Raw genomic sequence first — 24,749 nt, forward strand, 5'->3', positions numbered from 1 at the left:
GGTTTTTACACGGCCCGATCTATTTTAAAAAGCAGACGTTTTGAATATTTACCCCATATCGTTAACCCTTTTTATGGAGGCATAATAATGCTTGCTGTTATCCAACTGCTACTTGTCTTGGCCTGCCTTTACTATGGCGCACGCCGGGGTGGCGTCGCCCTCGGCGTCATCTCGGGCATCGGCCTTGCCATCCTGGTACTCATCTTTCAGATGAAACCAGGTTCCCCACCAACCACGGTAATCTATATCATCATCGCTGCCGTTACCACGGCCGGTATTCTTCAGGCGGCCGGCGGAATGGATGTTCTCATCCAGATTGCCGAACGTTTCCTGCGTAAACATCCGGCAAGAATAACTTTTCTTGCACCCTATTGTACTTTTTTTCTTACCGTTCTCTGTGGCACCGGGCATGTGGTTTATACCCTGATGCCGATCATTGCCGATATTTCGCTGAAGAACGGTATCCGGCCTGAACGCCCAGTGGCGGTTTCGTCCATCGCCTCCCAGGTCGGCATCACCTGCTCGCCCATTGCCGCAGCCGTGGTGGCCTTCGTCACCATGTCCAGCAGCAACAACTCCCCTGTATCCATTCTGCAGGTGCTGGCCGTCACCTGGCCTGCCTGCATGATCGGTATCTTCTTTGCCGCGCTCTACTCCAGCCGCCGGGGTAAGGACCTTGCCGATGATACCGAATACCAGACACGGCTGGCTGATCCTGATATCAAAGAATACATGTTTGGTGAAACCATCACCACCCTGGACAAAAAACTTCCGAAATCGGCCAAGCTCTCTGTTCTTCTATTCTCCTTCGCCCTGATCCTAATTGGTCTGTTTGCCATTTTTCCGGAACTGCTGCCGGCCTACGGTGACCCGGCAAAGACCATCAAGATGAGTCTTGTTATCCAGATCGTGATGCTGCTCATCGGCGGCCTGATTTTGCTGATTTGCCGGGTGAAACCCACGGATGTGGTTCAGGGAACGGTATTCCAGGCAGGCATGGTCGCGGTGGTGGCCATATATGGTATCGCATGGCTGTCAGACACCTATTTCGGAACCTATATCGGAACCATGAAGGAAGCGATTAATGTCATGGTCCAGGCAGCTCCCTGGGCATTTGCATTTGCCCTGTTTGGTGTATCAGTCCTGATCAACACCCAGGGCGGCACAGTGCTCGCCGTTATGCCCCTGGGGTTTTCCCTGGGGATCCCCGTTGCCGTGCTCGTGGGTATTCTGCCGTCGGTCTACGGCTATTTCTTTATTCCCAACTATCCCAGTGACATTGCCGCCATGAACTTTGATCGGTCCGGTACCACCAAAATCGGTAAGTACCTCTTGAATCACAGTTTCATGATTCCCGGCCTGATCTCGGTGGTCATCTCGTGCACCATCGGCTACTTCTGGGCCCAGGTGATCATCTGACGCACGACCCGGAATGCAGGTGAGCTCCCTTTAACCGGGGAGTTTGCCCGGTTGCAGGCCCGGACATCTAAATAGTGGTTGACCGAAAACCCGTGTTTGGATGGCTCGAAGAGAAGCTATGCTCACAAAATTGCCCATATGCAAGGCGCAAAAATTTCTGAAACCGGAGCGTACTACTGTACGTGGGGATTTCAGAAATTTGCAGCAACGCCGCAGATGGGTGAGTTTTCGTTCAAACACTAAATAAAGTCCACCGTTAACCAAGGGAGGGCTGTAAAATGACAAGTGAGAAAAAAAGGAACTGCACAAGGTGTGGGGCTCCGGTCCAACCCTATGAGTCTATCCGGTTGCCGTCGGCGAACGGCGACACCCTGATCTGCCTTAAATGTTACAATAAAAGAGTCGCTGAATCCTTTGGCGTTGAATACGACTATCTGGCTCTCCATCCAATCATTATCCAGGATACCGACGGGCTTGATCATACCTTTCATCTGACAGTCAGATTAATGGGGACGATGCAGATCATGGATGCATTTGAACTCGTTGACAATCAACCGGCAGGATATCAGTTCAGCATGGGAGAGCCTGTTGCATCTGGAGTGTTTGTCCTGTTTTCAAAATTGTATGAACGTATGCTCAAAGCGTTGGGGACCAAATACATCTATAAAAATAAAACCTATGACACCTGGCTCATCGCAGATCAAAAAACAGTGCGGGGGCATATCGGCTGTGATCTTGCATCTTCGAAGGAAGCGCCGCTTCCATTGATTATCATCGATGGTAAGGGTTTAACCTGGAATGAATTCGGCAGGATGCTCGCAGCCCATGAAGGGTTTAATTTTAAACTTCAGGTTTTAGATCGTCACCACGAAATGCCCTGATGGGTCCTTTGCTCGTATCTGATCAAGGGGTGCTCAGATCAAGGGGTGGCGTAAATCAAGGAAGACCATGAAAATAGCCATCTACGGAAAAGGCGGTATTGGGAAATCCACGATTTCAGCCAATCTTTCTGCAGCCCTTGCTGTTAGCGGCAAAAAAGTGCTGCAGATTGGATGTGATCCCAAGCACGATTCCACTCGCCTTCTTTTGGGTGGTAAACGGATTGTCACGGCCCTGGATTACATGAAGGCCACCCCCGTGGCCCTGCAACGCCTGGACCAGGTGCTCCATGTGGGGTATGGGGGCATTGTATGTGTTGAGGCGGGTGGGCCGGAGCCCGGTGTGGGGTGTGCCGGCCGGGGGATATTAAGCACCTTTGCCATGTTTGATCGCCTTGGGCTTGATATGGCTTCCTTTGATGTGGTGCTCTACGATGTGCTGGGGGATGTGGTGTGTGGTGGATTTGCCGTTCCCCTGAGAAGGGGGTTTGCCGACAGGGTCTATGTGGTGACCTCGGAAGAGTTCATGTCCATCTATGCGGCCAATAATATTCTCAAGGGGGTTAAAAATTTTGATGAAGGAGGCCATCGCCTGGCCGGATTGATCCTCAACAGCAGGGGCAGGAAAGAAGATCGGCGTCCTGTGGAGAGCTTTGCCCGAAATGTTAACCTTCCCGTGAAACAGGTGGTGCCCAGAAGCGAGCGATTCAGGCGGGCGGAAATGCTTGAAAAGACATTGGTGGAGGCATTCCCTGACTCTCTTGAGGCCATGATTTTCCATGGGCTTGCCCTGGATGTGCTGGGAAATAAGACCTTTTATCCGGCCCGGTTCCTTGATGAAGATTCCCTTGACCGATTGATTTTACACGACAAGTCCCCATTGTCCGGGGACCCTGGTGGCGATGGGGAGATGCCAGGAGGCCTTGACTGTCCGGCCCTTTGCCGGGACGATCAATGTGAAAACCTTGATGGGGCTGAACTGCCGGTAAAACCATTCATTTCTCCCGGGGGCAAACCCACGGTTTTTTTATCCAAAAGAGTGTTGAGCCGGGAACCCTTGCACGGGTGTGCCTTTTCCGGGGCCCTTGCCACCACCACCCAGATCAAGGACAGCGTCACCGTTGCCCATGGGCCCAGAAGCTGTACCCATATTGCCGGCCAGGCAATTTTGTCTGTGGGTTTCAGGCTTTTCAACCAGAGACATATCCTGCTGAAAAACCAGGTGGTTCCGGCCGTTATCTCTTCGGATATGGATGAATCCATGGTGATTTACGGGGGACGGGACCGTCTGATCGAAACCCTTGAGCAGGCCATGAAACAGTGTCCCCGTGCCGTGTTCCTGGTGACCGCGTGTCCTTCGGGGGTTATCGGGGATGATCCCATTGCGGCTGTAAACGAAATCCGGCATCGTTACCCGGATGTGCCGGTGATTCCCATAACCTCGGACGGCAATCTTCGGGGGGATTACATGCAGGGGGTGCTCAATGCCTGCATGGAGGGGGCTGGGGCATTGGTGGATAAAACTGTCACACCTGACCCCCATTGTGTGAATATCCTGGCGGAAAAAAATATCGCCTCTAATTCGGAGAGCAATTTCAACACCGTCGCTGAGCTTCTCAGTGGCATGGGCATTCATGTCAATTGCCGGTTTGTGAGAAACACCTCGGTGGCGCAATTGAATCATTTTTTAAAAGCACCGTTGAACCTGGTTGCCTATATTGACTATTTTGGTCGGCTCATGGCTGATTTTATTGAGGAGCGTCTGGGAGTGCCAACTGCGAGTCTGCCCTTTCCCGTGGGATTTACCGAAAGTGCTGCCTGGGTCAGGGAGATTGCCGCGTTCTTCGAAAAACAGGCTGCCGGTGAAAAGCTGATCACCGGCTGTCATGGGCACTACAGGTCAATGATCAAAAAATATGGACCTGCCCTTGGGGGGCAAAGGCTCATGATTATCACCTATGTTCAAAATGTGGACTGGATTGTGGAGGCGGCCTTTGATCTTGGCATGGAAGTGGTCAAGGTGTGTCTCCTGGGCCATTGCCAGGGCCCTCTTTTTACCACCCGGTACCCGGGCCGTTTTGAGGTGGAAACTGATTATAATCCAGCCAAAAGGGATAAGGATGTGGCACGGCTGAAACCGGACCTGCTCCTGGGAAACTATACGCCTGGTAACCTGTCCCTGCCCGTGCACGTGGATATGATTCCCATGTGTCCGGATGTGGGGTTTTACGGTGGAATAGCCTTTGCCCATCGCTGGGCCACTTTAATCAAAGCACCGATTGTTGAGGGTTGGAAAACTGATGGCATCTGACTGTTTTGAGTTTGCACCGGACAGCTTTACCGGGGCCATTGTGGCCATTGAAGGTATCCAGAATGCGGCGGTATTGCTAAACGGCCCCACGGGATGTAAATTTTACCATGGTGCCCTGTCGGAAAATCAGATGCCCCGGGCGAATTCTCTGGATCCTCTCTATTATTCCGAGGCGTTCTATTTTGGTCAGCCCCGGGTGCCGGTAACCTTTCTGGACGATTATGATTATGTATTTGGCGCAACAGACAAGCTTGAGAAGATTCTGCCCGTGGTGGCCGACAAAGGGCATGGTCTTATTGCGGTGATCAATTCTCCAGGTGCGGCCCTGATTGGAGATGATCTGCTTCGGTTCATCAAAAACGCTGACCTGGCCGTACCCTGCATTGCCATTGAAAATACAGGGTTCTCCCAGCCCCTGGCATGGGGGTTTCAACAGGCGGTCATAGCTGTTCTGGAAACCATCGTGCCCCTTCAGGAGCCGAAAAAAAACAAAGGGTCAATCAATTTGATAGGGTTGTCCATCTTTCACCATCACTGGCAGGGAAATGTTGCGGAAATAACCACTCTTTTAGGGGCTTGTGGCATCAGGGTGAATGCCTGTATCTGTGCCGGTTGCAATTTATCTGACCTTGAAGGCCTTGCCCGTGCCGAGGTGAATGTGGTTGTCCATGGGGAGTATGCCCAGGACCTTGTGCCCTTTATGGCTCAGCGGTTCGGCATGGAAAGCCTTGTACCTCCCATGGGTGCACCCGTGGGGTTCGAGGCCACAACATCGTGGATAATGACTGTGTGCGAACGCCTTGATGTGAATTCCGCACCGGCCCTTGGGCTGATCCAAGGCGCCCGGCAGAAAAGCCATGCAGCGTTAAACCGGTTCAATGCCTTGACTGGATTGCCCAAGGGGGCCACTTTTGCCGTGGATGCCGATGCTTCACTGGCATTGCCCCTGGTGACATGGCTGTACAAATACCTTGGCATGGTGCCGGTTTGTGTCCGGGTGGGCCATGGAGTGCCCGAACTTGAACAAAAAATCAAAACCCTGCTTGATGAAATCCATTGTACAGGGGTGTGGCAGGCTGACCTTACCCAAGGGGCACCCGATGTGGTCTTTGGCAGTGGGGCTGTTGTTGTCCGGCATCGGTTGACGGGTCGGCCGTTTACCGGAATTGAACTTTCCCTGCCCACCAGCGGTTACCACCATGTGATTCCCAAGGCATATATGGGGTGCCAGGGAGCCCTTTATCTTGTTGAACGTATCATCAACGGCCTGGCCGGGTGTCTCTGAACAGGAGCATATTAATAGTTGATTTTATAGGCCTGGCCGGTCTTTTTTTTTGCTTTGTGATAAACTTGTGATTATTTTAAAAGGAATGCATGATCTTTTGGAGCTATACCAAGGACACAACCTTAAACAAGGAGATCTATCATGAAAACAAGAATGATGATGTTCTTGATGATTTTTACTGCGGTATTTATTTTTGGATGTCTTTCGTTTGCTGAGAAACAGGAGACAAAGGAAGTGACTATGAAAACAGATACGAAATCCCATATGGAAAAATTGGACGTTGCCACCTTTGCCGGCGGGTGCTTCTGGTGCACAGAGTCTGATTTCGAGCAAGTCAAAGGGGTTAAGGATGTGGTGTCCGGATATACCGGAGGCCATAAAACAGATCCGACCTACAGCGAAGTGTCCGGGGGAACCACCGGCCATACAGAGGCCATACAGGTTTATTATGACCCCGGCATGGTAACTTACAATGAACTTTTAGCGGTATTCTGGCGGCACATCAACCCCACAGACCCCGGGGGGCAGTTTGCGGACAGAGGATCCCAGTACCGGCCGGAAATATTCTATCATAATGACAACCAGAAAGAAGAGGCCATGGCGTCAAAAAAAGCCCTGGAGGCATCCATGGTGTTTGACAAACCCATTGCCACGGCCATTACGAAATTTGAAAAATTTTACCCAGCAGAAGATTATCATCAGGATTATTATAAGAAAAATTCATACCGGTATAAATATTACCGTTGGGGTTCGGGCCGGGACGCGTTTTTAGAAAAGACGTGGGGGAAAAAAGCGATGGAGGGAAAAACAATGGAAATCAAAGAAAAAAACGCCATGGAAACAGCCTCCTGGTCAAAGCCAAGTGATGCTGAAATTAAAGAAAAACTGACCCCGATGCAGTACAAGGTTACCCGGGAAAACGGAACGGAGCGGCCTTTTAACAATGAATACTGGGACAATAAACACCAGGGGATTTATGTGGATATTGTGTCTGGAGAGCCCCTTTTCAGTTCCACAGACAAGTTTGTTTCAGGAACCGGGTGGCCAAGTTTCACAAAGCCCCTTGAATCTGAGCATGTTATAGAGGTGACTGATAAAACCCTGTTCATGGTTCGCACGGAAGTCCGAAGCAGGTATGGGGACTCCCATCTGGGGCATCTGTTTGATGACGGCCCAAAACCCACTGGACTTCGTTATTGCATTAATTCAGCAGCCTTAAGATTCATTCCCAAAGAAAATCTTGAGGCCGAAGGGTATGGCCGGTACCTTGATCTGTTTTAAAAGGTGAATCATATGTTTAAAAAATTTCTTTTGTTTGTCCTTCTGTTGGTTCTGTTGGGGTGCCAGCAGGATAAAACTTCCTGGCATCCCGGCGATTGACACTGTCCGCGATACCCTTTCCGGTCTGAGCGCAGATGAAACCCCTGTCAAAGGGGGACTGGAAAATTCAGGTTTTTGGGGTGTTAGCTTTTTTCCCGAAGTTTAACCTTCAGTATTTTCCCGGAGCCCGTTTTGGGAAGTTCATTTACAAACACTATCTTTTTGGGAACCTTGAATCCTGCCAGGTGCTTGCGGGTGTGATCCATGAGTTCCTGTTCTGTGACTCGGGCATTCTGGCGGAGAACAACCACGGCTTTTGGAACCTCTCCCCAGCGTTCATCTGCCATTCTGATTACAGCACATTCCAGGACATCGGGATGGGTGTATATGGCATTTTCCACCTCCACGGAGCCGATGTTTTCACCACCGGAGATGATGATATCCTTTGCCCTGTCCACAATCAGGATATAGCCTTCACTGTCCACACAGGCAAGATCTCCGGTGAAAAAATAGCCGTTCTGAATGGCCTGCTCTGTTTCAAGGGGCATTTCCCAGTATCCCTTCATTACATTGTCTCCACTCACGAGAATCTCTCCCACACTGACGCCATCCCAGGGGACATCCTGTCCGTTTTCATCAACCACCCTGAGATCAACACCGATTACTTCAAGGCCCGTCCTTGTTATGAATTCCAGACGTTCCTTCTGGGGATTATCGGTCAAGGTGGATTTCAAGTGGCCCACTGTGAGAAGGGGGGTGGTTTCTGTGAGGCCATACCCTGAAACGTAACGGCACCCGAGTTTCTCCATCATCCGTTCTGCATTGGCAGGAGACATGGGTGCACCGCCAACCATTATCCATTCAAGGGCTGAAAGGTCATAGTTTCCTATTTCAGGCACATCCAGAAGGAAATTGATCATGGTGGGAACCATCATGGCCGCAACCACCCGTTCCCTTGCCATGGTTGCAAGTACCTCACGGGGGACAAAGGTTCGCTGCATCACGTGGCACCCTCCCTGGAAGGTGACCGACCAGATAAAAAAAGCATCGGCAAGGTGAAACAGGGGAGCAATATGGTGCCAGGTGGTGGCATCGTCAATCTTAAAACTGATAATGGTGGTCAGGGCATTGGCGTAGATGTTTCTGTGGGTCAGCTCAACCCCCTTGGGCCGGCCCGTGGTTCCGCTGGTGTAATAAAGATTAAGCGTGGCGTTTTCATCAACAATTTTATCGGTGACAGACTCGGAGCTTGCCGAATCCATGAGGGATTCATAGGTGTTGGTGATCCAGGATTCCGAAGCTTCACCTTCGGCGATAAACCAGTGTTTTACCGTTGAAACACGTCTGCTGACCCGTTCCATGATGGGTTTGAAATCCCGATGAAAGATAACTGCTTCAGCCCTGGAATTCTCAAGGATATAGGCATACTCGTCCTCGGAAAGCCTGATGTTCAGGGGCGAAAGAATTCGCCCGGACAGGCTGGCGCCAAAATAGAGTTCCATGTAGCGATGGGTGTTGTAGTCGACCACTGCGATCCGGGCGTCCGGCTCAAGACCAAGGTCCTCAATGGCATGGACCACACGGTTTACCCGCTGTTGAACCATCCTGTAGGTCAGGCGAATTTCACCATCCACAACGGCAGTCTTGTCTGCATAAAGCTTGACGGCTCGCTTGAGAATACGAGCGGGTGTCATGGGTACTTGCATGGGTGTCTCCTTTATGGGGTGGTTTGGGATAGAAGCTGAAAAGCAACAAAAAAACTGTTTCAGTTTTAAAATCTAATGTCAAGGGCTTTTGATCTTAGGGGCTCAGATGTAAATAATTCCACAAATATGGTGCAGGATTTCAGCTCGTATTCAAGGCGTATCAAAGGGAGCATATTGAAATATGTGCCCTTTGATGCAACGCAGAAGACGAGCTGAATGACAAGCAAGATTGTGGAATTATTTATTTCTGAGTCCTTTAAATCACCACCATTGACTGGGGTGGTTAAATGCGTCGGGATCTGTCAGTTCGCATTTGTTTCAAGGTTTCAGAGCTTGTGGATTAGGTGGACAATGGCCCCACTTTATGCTACCCCTTGAGGGTTATGGGAATTATAGAATAGTGTTTGTTGAAGACATTTGAATGGAAAGCTATAGAGGGCTAATTTATGTTCTTTCATGGTACTCACAAGGAATTAACTGAGTCCATCGAAGCTATCGGTGCTGGTTTTGCCATTTATGAGCATATTCCAGGAAATGACAGTTTTGTTTTGATAAGTTGTAATAATCTTTACGAGGAACTTCTTGGTAAAGCCAAGAACGAGGCATTTGGTCTAAATCTGATGTCGATTTTTCCACGCTATGTTGAACGACCCATAACCGAAAGTTTCAGGCTCTGCAAAACAGAACAAGTGGCGCTTGAAGGAGAAATTATGATCGAATACAAGGGCGAAGAACGGTATTGGCGTTCGATCATTTCTCCAATTCTGGAAACAATAAATGGTGAGTTCAGAATTATCCAAACCTGTGTCGAGATAACTGAAAAGAAGATTCTGGAGCGAAAACTTTCGCTCAGCATGAAGCGTTTTGAGGCCGTTGTTCAATCAGCCTATGATGGAATCATCACCATTGATGCGAATCAAAATGTCAAACTCATTAACAACGCCGCCAGGCAGATCTTTGGCTACAGTGCTGAAGAAATCATAGGCGGGCCTTTGGTTCATTTCCTGCCCCAGAAGTTCAGGGAGAAGCATGTCGGATATGTTGAAGGGTTCAAGAACTCCCGGGTGGATTCCCGTCCCATGCAGACACGGGCTGCAGTGCGTGGCATCCGAAAGGACGGCAGGGAAATTCCAATTGAGGTGACGATATCAAAGATCCGCGTTGAAGACAGTATGGAAATGACTGCGGTAATTCGGGATATTTCAGAAAAGAACAAACTCATGGAAGAGTTGCTCATTGCGTCCCGTGAAGATTCTCTAACAAATCTTTTCAACAGAAGACATTTTACGGAGATTCTGAGCAGTGAAATCCTCAGGTTCAAACGATTTGAACATGAATGTTGTCTTTTAATGCTGGACATTGACCACTTCAAGCAAATAAACGATACATTTGGTCACGAGGCCGGAGACAAGGCCTTGAAAGAACTTGCAAAGACACTAACGCAGACAGTTCGTGAAACCGACTTTGTGGGTCGATGGGGGGGGGGAAGAATTCATGGTTCTTTTGCCGGAAACCAGACTTTCAGCCGCAGCAAAGGTCGCCGAGAAGATAAGAATCAACATCGGAGCCATGGAAATTTTGACCGACGAAGGTGATATGTGTTTTACCGTGTCCATTGGCGTTCAGGAGTACAACGATGATACGCTCTCCCTGGACGAATTTGTAAAAAGAGTTGATAAGTGTCTGTATGTTGCCAAAGGGAACGGCAGAAATTGTGTTTCCGATACTATGGAACATAAAACCGACAGATTCATCTGATTGTCGATGCCGGCTGATTCCCAGTCTACACAAACAAAGATTATGAAGAAAAAGATCTATAAGGTAGCAAGACAAGTAAATCCTTTAAAGGGGTATGCAGATTGGGATGCCTCCCCATGGAAAGCCATTTTACCCCGGCGGATTGGTAATTACATGGGTAATCAACCCGGTCATTTTCCTATAGCAGAGGTGAAGATTGCCTACGATGACATGGCCATTCACGTGATGTTCCGCGTTCAAGACCGATTTGTCAGGGCTGTTGCCCCGGAGGATCAGGGAAAGGTCTGGGAAGATAGCTGTGTTGAGTTTTTTTTTACGCCTGGTTCGGATCTGTCCACAGGCTATTTCAACCTTGAGATGAATTGCGGCGGTACCATGCTGTTCCATTTTCACCCGGGGACAGGCAAGGAGAAAATTGTAATTCCAAAGCGTGAATGCACCAAAATCTGGCGGATGCACTCATTGCCGACCATTGTTGATCCGGAAATTCATGAACCTGTCACCTGGACCCTTGCCTATGAACTCCCCCTGGCCGTGTTAAAAAAATACTGCCGGGTGGTCATGCCTGGGCCTAGGGCTACATGGCGGGCAAATTTTTACAAATGTGCTGACAAGACATCACATCCCCACTGGTTGACATGGTCGCCGGTTGATTTTGCAAAACCTAATTTTCATCTTCCCCGGTACTTTGGTATATTGGAATTCCAGTGATGCCCGGCATCCGCTGTACCGTATAAACATCTCAAAAACAAAATAATACCATAGTGCCGGGCCTTTTGCTTTGACGGGCCCGAACCCTTGACAATAAAACGGTGTCAGGTTTACACTCTTTACCAAAGTATCAGACGTGCAGATCTGACCCTAATACAAAGGAGGCGCGATGAAGGTAATCTTGGTCATGGCAATGACCCTTGACGGGAAAATAGCAAGGGATTCCAATCATTCGGCCGACTGGACTGGGAAGGACGATAAGAAAAAATTTGTCGAGATAACCAAAAGGGCCGGAGCCATGATCATGGGATCTAAAACCTTTGACACTATTGGAAGGGCCTTGCCGGGTCGGAAAAATATTGTCATGACCCGGAACCGGTCACGGAAAAGCGATGGGAATCTTATCTTTACGGATCAACCACCGGATTTGATCTTAAAGGGGCTTGACCGGGAGGGATTTAGCGAGGTTGCCCTCATCGGTGGTACCCAGATCAATTCGTTGTTTGCCCAGGCAAATCTCATTGACGAGATTTTTGTTACCGTGGTTCCGATTTTTTTTGGCAGGGGTCTTTCCCTGTTTGACTGTGAGATGGATAACCAGCTTGAGCTTCTCGGAACAGAGATCATTTCTGACCAATCCCTGGTGTTGAGGTATCGGGTCAAGAAAAAGTGATTTTGAAGGAGCCCAGGGGTATCTGCCAGGTCCATATTAGGGTCAGTGGAATGGTGGTGATGAATCCTTTGGGCTTAGGCCCATGAACAAAGCTAAAATTCGAGATTTATCGTCCGGGTTTTGTTGAAATATGTATTTTGTTTTGATAAAGTAAGAAGTTTAATGTCTTTTGCTGTGTCTGCTTTTAGGGGAAAATGTTCTCCAGCGGGGATGAAATATCATTATTTTCTCCTTGATTTTGTTGGTTTTTTCTGGTTATTGTCATTTACTAAAAACAGATGCAGGTTAAAAAGAGGCTGTTCTTTTTTGATTGAATTGGTTTCATAATAATATTTGCATTTATATGCCGGTATTTATGTCAGGAGGTTCGAATGTTTAAGATAGTGAATCGTGAAGAGATGGCCCAGGGCACCATCATACTTAACGAGATTGAGGCACCGCGTATTGCCCGAAAGGCTAAACCAGGTCAATTTGTCATTATCCAATCCCATGAAAAGGGAGAAAGAATTCCCCTGACCATGGCCGATGTGGATCCAGACAAGGGAACCATCACCATTATTTATATGGTGGTGGGTAAATCCACGGCTTCGTTTAGCAAAATGGCAGTCGGAGCTGAATATTTTGCCGTGATCGGTCCCCTGGGCAAGGCAACCCATATTGAGAAAAGGGGCAAAGTGGTTTGTGTGGGCGGTGGAACCGGCATTGCCGTTCTCCATCCCATTACCCGGGCCTTGAAAGAGGTGGGTAACCATGTGACCACTATCCTTGGCTCCAGGAACAAGGATCTTCTTATCCTTGAAGACAAGATGAAAAAGGCATCCGACGTCCTCCACATCTGTACGGATGACGGGTCCAAAGGCCATCACGGCTTTGTGACTGATGTGTTAAAAGATGTCCTTGCAAAGGATGATATCAGTCTGGTGGTGGCAATCGGACCCGTACCCATGATGAAATTTGTCTCGTCCATTACAAAAGAAAAGGGAGTCGAAACCCTGGTCAGTCTCAATCCCATCATGGTGGACGGAACAGGCATGTGCGGTGGTTGTCGTGTCTCAGTTGGTGGTGAGACCAAGTTTGCCTGTGTTGACGGCCCTGAGTTTGACGGGCATAAGGTCGATTATGATGAGCTCTCCAAACGTCTCCGGGCCTACCAGGAAGATGAAAAAAAGAGCCTAGAACAATTTGAAAAAAAAGCGTAGTTCCGATATACGGAGGATATGATGGCAGTTAAAGAAAAAAAACAAGCGGTGCCAAGGGTGAAAATGCCTGAGCAGGCACCCGAAGTCCGGCGCCGAAATTTTAAAGAAGTACCCCTGGGACTGACCGATGAGATGGCCATGACAGAGGCGTCGCGTTGTCTCCAGTGCAAAAAACCGGCCTGTGTGGAAGGGTGTCCGGTATCCGTGGATATTCCAGGTTTTGTCCATCTCATTGCCGAGGGTGATTTTGCAGGTGCTGCAGAACGTCTGTGGCAGAAAAATGCCCTTCCCGCCGTTTGCGGCAGGGTCTGTCCCCAGGAAGCCCAGTGTGAGGGGAACTGCATCCTTGGTAAAAAAGGGTCGTCCGTTGCCATTGGTTATCTGGAGCGGTTTGCCGCAGACAGGGCAAGGGAACAGGGCGGAGGAGCCCTTCCTGAGGTGGCCGCGAAAACAGGGAAAAGGGTTGCCGTCATTGGTTCCGGACCTTCTGGACTTACCGTGGCAGGAGACCTTGTGGTCAAGGGCCATGATGTGAATATTTTTGAGGCCTTTCATAAGCCCGGTGGTGTTCTTGTCTACGGTATTCCGGAATTCAGGCTTCCCAAGGAGATTGTGGCATCCGAGGTTAAAACCCTTGAAAAGCTTGGGGCAAAGATAGAACTCAACAGCGTCGTGGGAACAACCATTACCATTGAAGAGCTTTTTGAGGAAGGGTTTGACGCTGTTTATGTGGGTGTGGGTGCGGGTCTTCCCCGGTTTATGGATCTCCCCGGCGAAAATCTCATCGGTGTATTTTCCGCAAATGAGTACCTCACCCGGGCCAACCTGATGAAGGCCTATCTTTTCCCCGAATATGACACCCCAATTGCCAGGGGGAAAAACGTCGTGGTTCTCGGTGCCGGCAACGTTGCCATGGATTCCGCAAGAACCGCCATGCGTCTGGGTGCTGAATCGGTCAAGATCGTTTATCGCCGTTCCAGGGAAGAGATGCCTGCAAGGGCTGAAGAGCTTCACCACGCAGAAGAGGAGGGGATCGAGTTTGTTCTCCTGACCAATCCCACCCAGTTTTTCGGGAATGATGAAGGCCGCCTCGTCGGCATGGAGTGTCTTAAGATGTCCCTTGGAGAACCTGATGCGTCGGGTAGAAGACGACCCCTTCCCATCGAGGGCTCTGAGTACCGGATCGACTGCGATCTTGTGGTGGTATCGGTCGGTGCAAAGGCCAATCCATTGTTGACCAACTCAACCCCTGGACTCGGCTTGAACCGCTGGGGTAACATTGTTGCCGATCCAGTTACCGGCAAGACCACCAAAAAGGGGGTATGGGCCGGAGGTGATATCGTCACGGGTATGGCTACGGTAATTCTTGCCATGGGGGCGGGCAGGGAAGCTGCCGATTCAATACATGATTACCTGACCCGGGGCTGGTAGTTCCAGGTTTTGTTTTTATGGGGGGATAAGAGCCGGATATTAATTAAAGACTTGCCGTCTTTCGGTTCTTTTCCCTCTCTTCTTTTCCCCTCTTTCTTTCGGGTGTTTACTCTTCCGTGATATAGATCTTGTGATTGACCAGGGAAAGGGCGTCAATGTGGCCCTTGATGAATTTCTGGTCGCCAAAGATGCTGATCAGTCGGATTCCTCCCTCTTCAGGGGTTACAAGATCAACAGCTTCCATGACAAGGGTTTCCTTGTCCTTGTTTCGAATATATGCATTTGCTTCACACATTGATTGACTCCTTGGGTGTGTTGTTGAAATTTGCCAGGTGTGCATCGATGAGTTCATCCACAAGCTGGGGTAGAGGCGTGGATGCCAGGCCAACGATCTCGATGTGTTCCTGGGTCAGGGGAATAAGTATCTTTTTGGCAGGGGAAAGGGCGATGGCTTCAGCCATTTTTGGCGTGAGCTCTCCCATCATGGCGTGGGGCATGATGATTCCCACCGTGCCGATGATGAGATCGGCCGTTCTCACGGTCTGAACAATGGCATTGACACCTGAGGCTCCCCGGTTGGCATGGGATTTCAGCATTTGGGCCGTTGCAATGGCATTGGTGCCAAGGGCCAGCACTTCAACGGTTTCGCCAAAGCGATCCTTGATCTTGCGGATAATTGTCGATCCGATGCCGCCCCCCTGACCGTCTATGACACAAATTCTGTATGTCGTTGCAGGTTTCATGGTGTTTTTTTAGTCGGGTTTTGCTGGTTTGTCAAGGTCAAACAATCATTTCCGGGATTGGTGAACCCGTGGCAGGTTCCCAGCCGTGCCGGTTAGAAAAAGCTTGATTAAGCTGGCAAGTCATGTATAACCTGAAAGGTTTTAAACAGTTAAAATACGATATGGGTAATAGAGAATAGAATGGATTACGATGTTATTATTGTAGGGGGGGGGCCTGCCGGGCTTTTTTCGGCATTTCATCTGGTGGAGCATTCGGATTTGAGGGTGCTCATGGTGGAAAAAGGGCGAAGATCCCTTTCCCGCAGTTGTCCTAACCATAATCTCCAGAAATGCCTTGGCTGCGAACCGTGCAACATCATGGCAGGGATCGGTGGTGCAGGGCTGTTTTCAGATGGGAAACTCAACTTCATTCCCCGATTGGGCAAGACCGACCTCACCCAGTTCATGTCCCTTGGCAGAGCCCAGGATCTCATTGACGAGACCGAAAAGATCTTTACCCGGTTTCGCATGGACGGCCCTGTTTATCCGACCAATATGGGCGAGGCAAAACAGATACGTAAAGAGGCAAAGCGCTACGGAATTGATCTGCTGTTGATCAAACAGAAACATCTCGGCAGCGACAACCTGCCCGGTTATATTGCAAAAATGGCCGGATATATTGAAAAAAAAGGTCTTACCATCAAAACCAGTGAGACCGTCGTTGATATCACGCAAGCAGATGGAAGGGTGACGGGGGTCCTAACGGACAAGGGCAGTTACACGGCTTCCAGCGTGATTCTGGCTCCGGGCCGAATCGGGGCCAACTGGGTGTCGACCCTTGCCCAGCGGCACGGTCTCAACGTTTCCCAGCGGGGCATAGAGGTGGGGGTCCGGGTTGAAGTTCATAACGACATCATGGAAGATTTGTGCAAGGTCATCTATGATCCAACATTTTTTATCCAGACGCCAACCTATGATGATCAGACTCGAACGTTCTGCACCAACCTGGGTGGTTTCATCTCCCTTGAAAATTACAAGGATTTTGTTTGCGTCAATGGCCATGCCTATTCAGATAAAAAATCCCAGAATACCAATTTCGCCTTTCTCTCCAAGGTGGTCCTGACTGAACCTGTCACGGATAACCAGGCCTATGGGGAATCCATTGGCCGTCTTGCCACCATTATCGGCGGGGGCAAGCCCATACTCCAGCGTTTTGGCGATCTCAAAAGGGGCCGTCGGTCTACCTGGAACAGGATCAACAAGGGGTTTATCGAGCCGACCATGACCAATGTGGTGTGCGGAGACATTGCCATGGCCCTTCCAGAGCGGATTCTTTCCAATCTCATTGAGGGGCTTGAGGCCCTTAACCAGGTGGTCCCGGGGGTTTCCAACGACGAAACCCTTCTCTATGCACCAGAAATTAAATTTTTCGCCACCCAGATCGAAACGGACAAGAGCCTTGAGACCGCCATTCAGGGGCTGTTCGTTGCAGGTGACGGTCCTGGGGTTGCCGGAAACATTGTCTCTGCCGCCGCCACCGGTTTGATACCGGCAAAACGGATTCTGGCCAACAAGGCCGACAGGGATTAAACTTTACGGGGGAATTGACTATGAACCTTGAGGAATACTGCCCTGAAAAGCTACTCACAGCAGGTCAGGGTGTTAAAAAAATTGAGAACGGCAGCCGAGTCTTCATCGGTACCGGTTGCGGTGAGCCCCAGGCGCTGATAAGGGCCATGGTTGAGGATCGGTCCATCCAGGATATTGTTGTGTACCAGATGCTCAGCTCCACCTTTGCAAAATATATGAATCACGAGGATTTTCTCTATCGATTTTCCCTGAAGTTGTTTTTCATCAGCCCTGACATGCGCCAGGCGGCATTTGAGGGAAAGATTGACTATATTCCCATTTACCTTTCCCAAATACCGGGAATCTTTGCCAGCCAGGAGATCGGTCTGGATGTGGCCCTTGTCCAGGTGAGTCCCCCGGACCGATTTGGGTTCTGCAGCCTTGGTATCTCCGTTGACATTACCCTTTCTGGGATGCAGAACGCGGAATTGGTGATTGCCCAGGTCAACCATGACATGCCCAGAACCTGGGGGGACAGCCTGGTCCATGTGGACGAGATTGATTATCTTGTGATCCAGGATGAACCCCTGGTGGAGGCCCTTCCCAGGATCAAGAATACTAAGGTTGCCCAGCGGATAGGCCATTATGTGAATCAACTGGTGGATGACGGGGCAACCATTCAGGTGGGATTCGGCCACCTTCCAGATGCTGTTGTTTCGTATCTTGACGGGAAAAAAGACCTTGGCATCCATACCCAGGTGATCACTGACGGGCTGTTGCCCCTTTTCAAGAAAAAAGTGGTGACCAACCGGAACAAGAGCTACCTCCCGGGCAGGGTGGTGGCTTCGTTGTGCATGGGGTCAAAACAGCTCTATGACTATGTGGACAATAACCCCATGTTTTACTTCCGGTCGTCTGAATTTGTCAATGATCCCAATGTCATTGCAAGGAACGATAACTTCATTTCCATAAGTTCGGCCCTGGAGGTGGACCTCACCGGCCAGATCTGCACCGACTCCAAGGGATATCTCTTTTATTCCGGCATTGGCGACCAGGTGGATTTTATCCGGGGATCGTGTATGTCAAAGGGTGGATTTTCCATCATCGTTATTCCGTCTACGGCCCAAAACGATGCCGTTTCAAGGATCGTTCCCCACCTGAGTGAGGGGGCCGGCGTTGCCACCACACGGGGAGATATTGATATTGTGGTGACCGAGTACGGCATTGCTGAGTTGAGGAGGAAGAGCATTTACCAGCGGGTTATGGAGCTTGCCCAGATTGCCCACCCCAAGTTCAGAAAACAGCTCATTGATGAGGCAAAAAAGCGAAGATATATCTTTCCCGACCAGTTGCCACCCACCACCCAGGACCTTTTGTTTCTGGACAATTACCACTACTCCATGGAGCTTCCCATGGGCAAGCACGTGGATTTTCGTCCGGTTATGCCTTCGGATGAGTTTGAGTCAAGGCAGTTCTTCTATTCCCTCCAGGAGACGACTATTTATTACCGGTTCTTTAACAAACGGAAGGTGTTCTCAAGGGAGATGCTCCAGCGCCAGTGGGCCGATGTGGACTACATGAGAAACATGACCATCATCGGTGTCATGCAAAAGGGCAAGCGCAAGCAGATTGTCGCCATCGGATCCTATGCCGAGGCAGGGGAAACCCATGCTGAGGTGGCTTTCCTGGTGAAAGAAGAACTCCATGGCATGGGCATTGGTACCTATCTTCTGGAAGTGCTTGAGGGTATTGCTAAAAAGAACCGCTACACCACCTTTGTGGCAACAGTGCTTGCGGAGAACCGAAAGATGGTGAGAGTGTTCCAGAACCGGTATCCCAATTCAAAGCTGGTACGTTCCGGCGCCGGTGAGATCGAGATTGAAATGGCATTTGATCAAGCACCGGTTAAAAAAGAAGAGGAAAAAACAGGGGATTAGAACCGGCTATAAAAAGGGGCCGTTTCATCTATCCTGGTGAAACGGTCCCTTTGTTTCTTAATGTTCAGCTAACGGATACCGACTAACGCTCCATGCTGACTTTCGTAATTAGAATTACTGCTTTTGTTTGTCCGTTTGTTTATTTTTTAGATTTCAGTTCCGGGAAATCCCAGTAAAAGAACTCGTTTGCCTGGGCAGCACCGCCCTTTTCCTTGCGGGCAACCTCGTTCTCCCTGAGCTCGATTCTGCGGATCTTTCCGCTGATGGTTTTGGGAACTTCCGTGACAAATTCGATGATCCTGGGAATCTTGAATTTGGCCAGGATTCCTATAGTCTGCTGGAACAGATCCAGGGCAAGTTCCCTTGAGGGCTGAAAACCTTTGTTAAGAATCACGTAGGCCTTGACCAACTGGTGACGTTCGGGATCGGGGACACCGACCACGGCAGACTCGTTAACTGCCTCGTGTTCCGCAAGGGCGCTTTCCACCTCAAAGGGTCCGATGCGGAAATCCGAAGACTTGATAACATCGTCGGACCTTGACACAAACCACCAATAGCCGTCATCATCAATTAATGCCTTGTCGCCTGTGTAGTAGAAGTCACCAACAAATGCAGAGGCCATTTTTTCAGGGCTTCCAATGTATTCGGTAAAAAGGCCGATGGGCCGCCAGCGGTTAAGGCGGACAACCATGTGGCCGGGCTCGTTACGAACTGTCAACTCCTTGCCTTCGTCGTCGGCCAGGGTGACATCGTACATGAACGATGGATAGCCAAAGGAACCTGAGCGTATCTTGCCGGTCCTCCACGGGGGGTTGCCTACCATGGCGGTGGATTCAGTCTGACCGTAAAAATCCCGGATTTCAGTGTTTGTACGTTTTTTCCACTGTTTGATCAGATCGGGGTTGACGGGCTCGCCTGCAGAAATGGACTGACGAAGTTTTGAAAGGTCTATGTTTGTCGTGTCAACGTTGATGAACATTCTCCAGGCCGTAGCAGGAGCGCAAAAAATGGTCACCCCGCATTCCTCAACGGCCTTGAGGTAGCGTTCGCCGTCAAGAGCAGCAAAGTTCAATCCCACAACCGTGGCGCCCACGTTCAAAGGTGCGAAAAAACTGCTCCAGTGCCATTTGGCCCAGCCGGGCGCCGACAGGTTGTGATGGACATCGTTCGGTCGGATGCCGATCATGACTGCGGTTGAGAGATGCCCTAAGGGGTAGGAGGTGGCTGTGTGGCCTACCTTTTTGGGCATTCCTGTGGTGCCGGAGGTGAAAAAGCAGATTAGAAGATCGTTGGACCGGGTTTTTGCAGGTTCAGCCGTTGCTGGCATCTTTTCAGAATCGCTGAAGCTGATCCAGCCGTCTTTTTTTCCTAGCACCACCTTGATTTTTGGTTTGACGCCCAGCAGTTCAATAGCCTCATCCATGAGCTCGGTAAAACTTTCGTCGGCAACGATGACATCCGGAGCATAGGATTCAAACCTGAATTTAAGTTCGCGCATGGTCATGCTGGTGGCGGTGGGGACATTTATCACCCCACCCTTGATGCAGGCATAGGTGGAAAACCAGGTTTCTGGAACAATGGGGGTCATCATGTACATGTTGTCCCCTTTTTCCACACCCGATTTACGCAGCAGGTTGAGACATTGATTTCCCTTGGCGGCAAGTTCTTTATAGGTGTAGGATAGTTTTCCCGGTTTGGCAATATCGGCCCAGATCAGGGCTGTCTGGTCCCCCCTCTCTTTGACATGTAGTTTCTCGAAAATCTCGTCTGCCCAGTTGAAATACTCAGGGAGTTTCGAGTGGTTCAGTTTTTCAAAAAAAGCCTTTGCCGCAGCTTCTTTCTGGTCATTGTCATCCATCAGGTTCAGATCCATGACCTCTTTGTACAAAGTTTCCATGCCCATAAAATCACTCCTTGCAGTTATGATTTGCGGTTAATGTCCCTTTTGGTATGTCTCTTATCGTCTGCAACAGCTATTTTTGACTGGTGTGTACCGGATGCAGTGTCGCCTAACGAGCGCTCAGTCTACAGCCTAGAGTTGATATAGATTAATCTAAATATGATTGTCAAAGACTTTTTAATTTTTTTTGAACGTACAGAGTCTGGATGGGATTCAGAAAGGACTCTCCCCTGCACGATGGCAGGGGAGGGTGGGGGCTATGGGAGGAGGATCAACCGGCGAAGGCGTCGTCGGGCATATCCATGATGGCGGTGATGTTGGATTTTATCGCCTCCATTTTTCCAAGGGTTGCAGGGATAATAAAACTGAGGAAATATTCGGCTGTCTTAACCTGTCCCTGGTAAAAGGCAACATCCTTTTTCTTTGCCTTGGCAATTTTCGGGGCGGCAACAACGGCCCGCCACAGTTCCACCCATGCCATGCAGACGTCTCCTGTGGCGTCCAGGAATGGGAGGGCTGAGGCAAAGGCATGGAGAACATTGGCTGACATGGCTGTGGCGCCCATGTACATGGCGACTTCACCAAGCTTGTTGATGGCGTTCTGGAGGATATCTGCCATGGCTTCAAGACCCTCGATTTCCTTTGCCGCAGCAACGGTCTTGTTCATTTCACCGAGAAGATCCATAAAGGGTTTTCCCTTTTTAAGTCCCAGCTTGCGGCCCAGAAGGTCCATGGCCTGGATACCGTTGGTTCCCTCGTAAATACTGGTGATCTTGCAGTCCCTCAGGAGCTGCTCCTGGGGGTACTCCTTGATGAACCCGTAACCGCCATAGATTTGAATGCCCTGGGCGCATACCTCAAACGACCGGTCCGTACAGTAGGATTTGACCACGGGGGTCAAAAGCTCGATGAGTCCTTCCCACTTTTCTTTTTCTTCGGGGGTGGCGGCTGTCTTTGCCTTGTCAAAGAGAAATCCTGTGTAGTAGAGAAGGGTACGCATGCCGTCCACGTTGGCTTTCATGGACAGGAGCTGGCGCTTGACGTCCGGGTGGTTGATAATGGCAACCGGTTTGGGATCGGCGTCGAACATGTTCATGAGATTAACGCCCTGGACCCGCTCCTTAGCGTAGTTGACGGAATTGATATACGAGGTGGTGGCAAAACCGAAACCCTGCATGCCCACTCCGAGCCTTGCTTCGTTCATCATGATGAACATGGCCCGCATTCCCTTGTTCTCTTCGCCGATGAGTTCACCGATGCAGTTGCCCTTGGATCCAAAGGCCAGGGCGGCGGTTGCATTGCCGTGGATGCCCATCTTTTCTTCAAGACCCGTGCAGACCACGTCGTTTGATTCGCCAGGGGTGCCATCGTCGTTGATTTTGAACTTGGGCACCAGAAACAGGGAAATGCCCTTGGTTCCGGCAGGTGCGCCTTCAATCCTGGCCAGGACCGGATGGATGATGTTTTCGGTCAGGTCGTGGTCTCCGCCTGAGATGAAGATCTTGTTGCCTGCGATCGAGTAGGTGCCGTCATCGTTTTTTTTAGCCGTGGTGGTCAAGGCCCCGACATCGGAACCGGCCTCTGGTTCTGTAAGACACATGGTGCCTGCCCACTTGCCCGTGTAAAGGTTCTTCAGGTATTTTTTCTTCTGGGCTTCAGATCCGAATTCTTCAACGATTTTGCCTGCCCCGTGGGTCAGTCCCGGGTACATCATGAACGCGCAGTTGGCGCCCGTGAACATTTCGCCTGCTGCAATGGAAAGCACCTTGGGCATGCCCTGACCGCCGTATTCCGGGTCGTCACACATGGCGATCCATTCGCCTTCGCAGAAAAGTTTAAAGGGCTTTCTAAAGCATTCGGGAATGGTCACCTTGCCGTTGTTCAGGGTGCAGCCGTGTTCGTCACCTTCCTTTTGAGTGGGAAGTACTTCCTTGATGGCAAGGTTTCGTGCTTCGGTTATGACCATGTCCACGGTTTTTTTGTTGAAATCTTGAAAATCTTCGTGTTTTGCAAGGTCCGCCACGGAAAGCATTTCATGGAGGACAAAATCCTGATCCCTTCGGTCTGCTATTGATTGAGCCATTTTTTTCTCCTTAAGTCGTTTGTACCTGTTGGTTAATTTGTGGAAACACCTTTGGTGAACATCTCAAAAATCATGGTAAGTCTTTCGTTTAAGGCCTCATCATCCTCATCCCGGAACAGGCAGGCCCAGGAGGCAGAGTGGGCGATGTCGCTGAAGACAATGGCAATTTCTTTTGCCGGATATGCCTTGAATTCACCGTCGCGGATGCCCTGGTCAAAGATGGCCTCAAAAAGATCCACCATTTTATCGTGCATCCTGTTGATTCGTTCGTTGAGTTTAGGCATGAGTACTGCATCTATGTTGCTACGTTCTGAAATATAGATGCGGATGACTTCATCGTTATTCTTGTAAAAGCTTGCCTGGGCGAACAGGGCATCCTTGAGTTTTTTGTGGGCTGTATCTGAAGTTCGCCTGCTGACATCAAGGAAAATACGTCCTAACTCCTGGACCTTGTCGAGCACAAGGTCATGGTACATCTGCTGCTTGCCTGAAAAGTATTTGTAAATGGTTCCCAGGGGGTATTGGGAATCCTGGCTGATCTGGGCCATGGTGGTTCCGTGAAATCCCTTGGTGGCAAATATGGACAGGGCCGTATCCAGAATTTCCTGGCGTCGTCTCTCGTCGTCTCGTTCCTTGCGGGATATGGTTGCCATAGCTCTCTCCATTGTTATTTCAATTTTAGAATTGACATTCTAGCAGTAACGATTAACTTGTCAAGTAATTTTTAATAAAACAGGAAAAACAATGGAAAAAAAATTGATACTTGCTCCACTTCAGGGGTTCACTGACGCACCCTTCAGGCAGGTTTACCCGAGACATTTTACCGGCTTTGATGAGGCCCTGGCACCTTTCATCTCGACCATGGGGCAGGCAAGACTCAAGCCGTCACGAATCAAGGATGTACTGCCTGAGAACAATCCGCTCCTGCCGGTGGTGCCCCAGATTCTTGGTAATGTGGCAGAAGATTTCATCTTCCTTGCCCGTTATCTTGCCGACAAGGGCTACACCCGGGTCAACTGGAATCTGGGTTGCCCCCACTCCAAGATCACCAAAAAACTCAGGGGTTCAGGCCTGTTGTGCCGGCCTGATTTAATAGACGCCTTTTTAGAACAGGTGGTGCCTGCCATTCCCTGTTCACTGTCGGTCAAGGTCAGGCTCGGCCGAAAGACCAGCCATGAGATTTTTGATCTTCTGCCGGTGTTTGATCGTTATCCCCTGGACGAGATTATTGTCCATCCAAGAACCGGGGTGCAGCTTTACACGGGAACAGCAGACATTGATGCCTTTGAACGTGTGCTGGCCCAGAGTCGCCATATCCTTGTTTATAACGGGGATATAACCGATAAAAAAGGATTCCAGGTTCTGGTTGACCGGTTCCCTGAAATTAGAAGCTTCATGATCGGAAGGGGGGTTCTGGCTGATCCGTTTCTACCCGCAACCATCAAGGGGGAGGTCCGGGACAGAACAATGGATCTGGAACGTATCAAGGCCTTTCACGACGATCTTTTTACCACCTACGACGGTAATTTCTACGGTCCCTCCCACATTGCCGGAAGGATGAAGGGGTTCTGGTCCTATCTTGGGCCTTCGTTTCCGGGTGGGGAAAAACTGTTCAAGCAGATATTCAAGTCACGGAACCGGGAGGCCTACCTGGTTCAGACCCGTCGTTTCTTTGATGAACAGATTCCCTTCTGCCCGGCGGGTTAGGCAATTAAATATGTTTAAATCCCCATGTTGATCCCCACAATTAGAATTGGTGGTTCCTGTGGGAAAAAGGTTGCAAAAAGGTCGGGGAACTGATTAGAATAAAAAATAATTATTCCCTGCATATATTTCAAAAACCTGAG

General features: G+C 49.8%; 20 protein-coding genes. 14 read left to right on the forward strand and 6 right to left on the reverse strand.

From position 1 onward, the window contains the following. Nucleotides 1-87 precede the first annotated feature (87 nt). The 5 genes from HRM2_RS04270 (at nt 88) to msrB (ending at nt 7,174) form a co-directional block, all read left to right on the forward strand. Nucleotides 88-1,419, forward strand: a complete 1,332-nt coding sequence (locus tag HRM2_RS04270; RefSeq protein ID WP_012663223.1) for an anaerobic C4-dicarboxylate transporter — start codon at nt 88-90, stop codon at nt 1,417-1,419. 278 nt (nt 1,420-1,697) lie between these two features. After that, a complete protein-coding gene (locus HRM2_RS04275; RefSeq protein ID WP_012663224.1) occupies nt 1,698-2,300 on the forward strand; it encodes a DUF7713 domain-containing protein in 603 nt (200 codons plus the stop codon). A 67-nt stretch (nt 2,301-2,367) separates the two neighbouring features. After that, on the forward strand, nt 2,368-4,608 hold the full coding sequence (locus HRM2_RS04280) for a nitrogenase component 1 (RefSeq protein ID WP_012663225.1): 2,241 nt from the start codon (nt 2,368-2,370) through the stop codon (nt 4,606-4,608). After that, on the forward strand, nt 4,598-5,893 hold the full coding sequence (locus HRM2_RS04285; protein WP_012663226.1) for a nitrogenase component 1: 1,296 nt from the start codon (nt 4,598-4,600) through the stop codon (nt 5,891-5,893). The genes HRM2_RS04280 and HRM2_RS04285 overlap by 11 nt, the downstream gene beginning before the upstream one ends. A gap of 141 nt (nt 5,894-6,034) precedes the next feature. Beyond that, entirely contained in the window at nt 6,035-7,174 is a 1,140-nt protein-coding gene (msrB, locus tag HRM2_RS04290) for a peptide-methionine (R)-S-oxide reductase MsrB (RefSeq protein WP_012663227.1), read from the forward strand. Between the two features lie 182 nt (nt 7,175-7,356). Here the strand turns inward: msrB and HRM2_RS04295 are convergent, their stop codons facing one another. After that, entirely contained in the window at nt 7,357-8,919 is a 1,563-nt protein-coding gene (locus HRM2_RS04295) for a long-chain-fatty-acid--CoA ligase (RefSeq protein ID WP_012663228.1), read from the reverse strand. Nucleotides 8,920-9,365: 446 nt separating this feature from the next. On the opposite strand from HRM2_RS04295, the gene HRM2_RS04300 reads away from it, so the two are divergent. From HRM2_RS04300 to gltA, 6 genes are all read left to right on the forward strand, one after another. Then, on the forward strand, nt 9,366-10,514 hold the full coding sequence (locus HRM2_RS04300; RefSeq protein ID WP_012663229.1) for a sensor domain-containing diguanylate cyclase: 1,149 nt from the start codon (nt 9,366-9,368) through the stop codon (nt 10,512-10,514). After that, nucleotides 10,414-10,677 (forward strand): GGDEF domain-containing protein, encoded by a 264-nt coding sequence (locus HRM2_RS28050; protein WP_083776514.1) that lies wholly within the window; start codon nt 10,414-10,416, stop codon nt 10,675-10,677. The genes HRM2_RS04300 and HRM2_RS28050 overlap by 101 nt, the downstream gene beginning before the upstream one ends. Nucleotides 10,678-10,830: 153 nt before the next feature. Beyond that, nucleotides 10,831-11,388, forward strand: a complete 558-nt coding sequence (locus HRM2_RS04305) for a carbohydrate-binding family 9-like protein (protein ID WP_232364194.1) — start codon at nt 10,831-10,833, stop codon at nt 11,386-11,388. A gap of 169 nt (nt 11,389-11,557) precedes the next feature. Further along, nucleotides 11,558-12,061, forward strand: a complete 504-nt coding sequence (locus tag HRM2_RS04310) for a dihydrofolate reductase family protein (protein ID WP_012663231.1) — start codon at nt 11,558-11,560, stop codon at nt 12,059-12,061. 371 nt (nt 12,062-12,432) lie between these two features. After that, entirely contained in the window at nt 12,433-13,260 is an 828-nt protein-coding gene (locus HRM2_RS04315; protein ID WP_012663232.1) for a sulfide/dihydroorotate dehydrogenase-like FAD/NAD-binding protein, read from the forward strand. 21 nt (nt 13,261-13,281) lie between these two features. Continuing rightward, on the forward strand, nt 13,282-14,691 hold the full coding sequence (gene gltA / locus HRM2_RS04320) for an NADPH-dependent glutamate synthase (protein ID WP_012663233.1): 1,410 nt from the start codon (nt 13,282-13,284) through the stop codon (nt 14,689-14,691). A gap of 106 nt (nt 14,692-14,797) precedes the next feature. Here gltA and HRM2_RS04325 read toward each other — a convergent pair whose 3' ends face one another. Continuing rightward, nucleotides 14,798-14,986 (reverse strand): CooT family nickel-binding protein, encoded by a 189-nt coding sequence (locus HRM2_RS04325; protein WP_012663234.1) that lies wholly within the window; start codon nt 14,984-14,986, stop codon nt 14,798-14,800. Next, on the reverse strand, nt 14,979-15,434 hold the full coding sequence (locus HRM2_RS04330; protein ID WP_012663235.1) for a DUF3842 family protein: 456 nt from the start codon (nt 15,432-15,434) through the stop codon (nt 14,979-14,981). Before HRM2_RS04330 ends, HRM2_RS04325 begins: the two co-directional genes overlap by 8 nt. Before the next feature lie 180 nt (nt 15,435-15,614). Here HRM2_RS04330 and HRM2_RS04335 point away from each other — a divergent pair, with 180 nt between their 5' ends. After that, nucleotides 15,615-17,003, forward strand: coding sequence for an NAD(P)/FAD-dependent oxidoreductase (locus HRM2_RS04335; RefSeq protein WP_041273045.1), 1,389 nt, complete (start codon nt 15,615-15,617; stop codon nt 17,001-17,003). A 20-nt stretch (nt 17,004-17,023) separates the two neighbouring features. After that, nucleotides 17,024-18,919: a bifunctional acetyl-CoA hydrolase/transferase family protein/GNAT family N-acetyltransferase gene (locus HRM2_RS04340; RefSeq protein WP_012663237.1), complete on the forward strand. Its 1,896-nt coding sequence runs from the start codon at nt 17,024-17,026 to the stop codon at nt 18,917-18,919. Between the two features lie 139 nt (nt 18,920-19,058). Here HRM2_RS04340 and HRM2_RS04345 read toward each other — a convergent pair whose 3' ends face one another. From HRM2_RS04345 to HRM2_RS04355, 3 genes are all read right to left on the reverse strand, one after another. Then, complete coding sequence (locus HRM2_RS04345; RefSeq protein WP_012663238.1) at nt 19,059-20,822, reverse strand: acyl-CoA synthetase; 1,764 nt, start codon at nt 20,820-20,822, stop codon at nt 19,059-19,061. A 268-nt stretch (nt 20,823-21,090) separates the two neighbouring features. Next, entirely contained in the window at nt 21,091-22,902 is a 1,812-nt protein-coding gene (locus HRM2_RS04350; protein ID WP_012663239.1) for an acyl-CoA dehydrogenase, read from the reverse strand. Between the two features lie 32 nt (nt 22,903-22,934). After that, nucleotides 22,935-23,567, reverse strand: a complete 633-nt coding sequence (locus HRM2_RS04355; protein ID WP_232364195.1) for a TetR/AcrR family transcriptional regulator — start codon at nt 23,565-23,567, stop codon at nt 22,935-22,937. Nucleotides 23,568-23,646: 79 nt separating this feature from the next. Here HRM2_RS04355 and HRM2_RS04360 point away from each other — a divergent pair, with 79 nt between their 5' ends. Further along, nucleotides 23,647-24,609, forward strand: coding sequence for a tRNA dihydrouridine synthase (locus tag HRM2_RS04360; protein WP_012663241.1), 963 nt, complete (start codon nt 23,647-23,649; stop codon nt 24,607-24,609). Nucleotides 24,610-24,749 lie beyond the last annotated feature (140 nt).

This window comes from Desulforapulum autotrophicum HRM2 (assembly GCF_000020365.1).
Lineage (GTDB): Bacteria > Desulfobacterota > Desulfobacteria > Desulfobacterales > Desulfobacteraceae > Desulforapulum > Desulforapulum autotrophicum.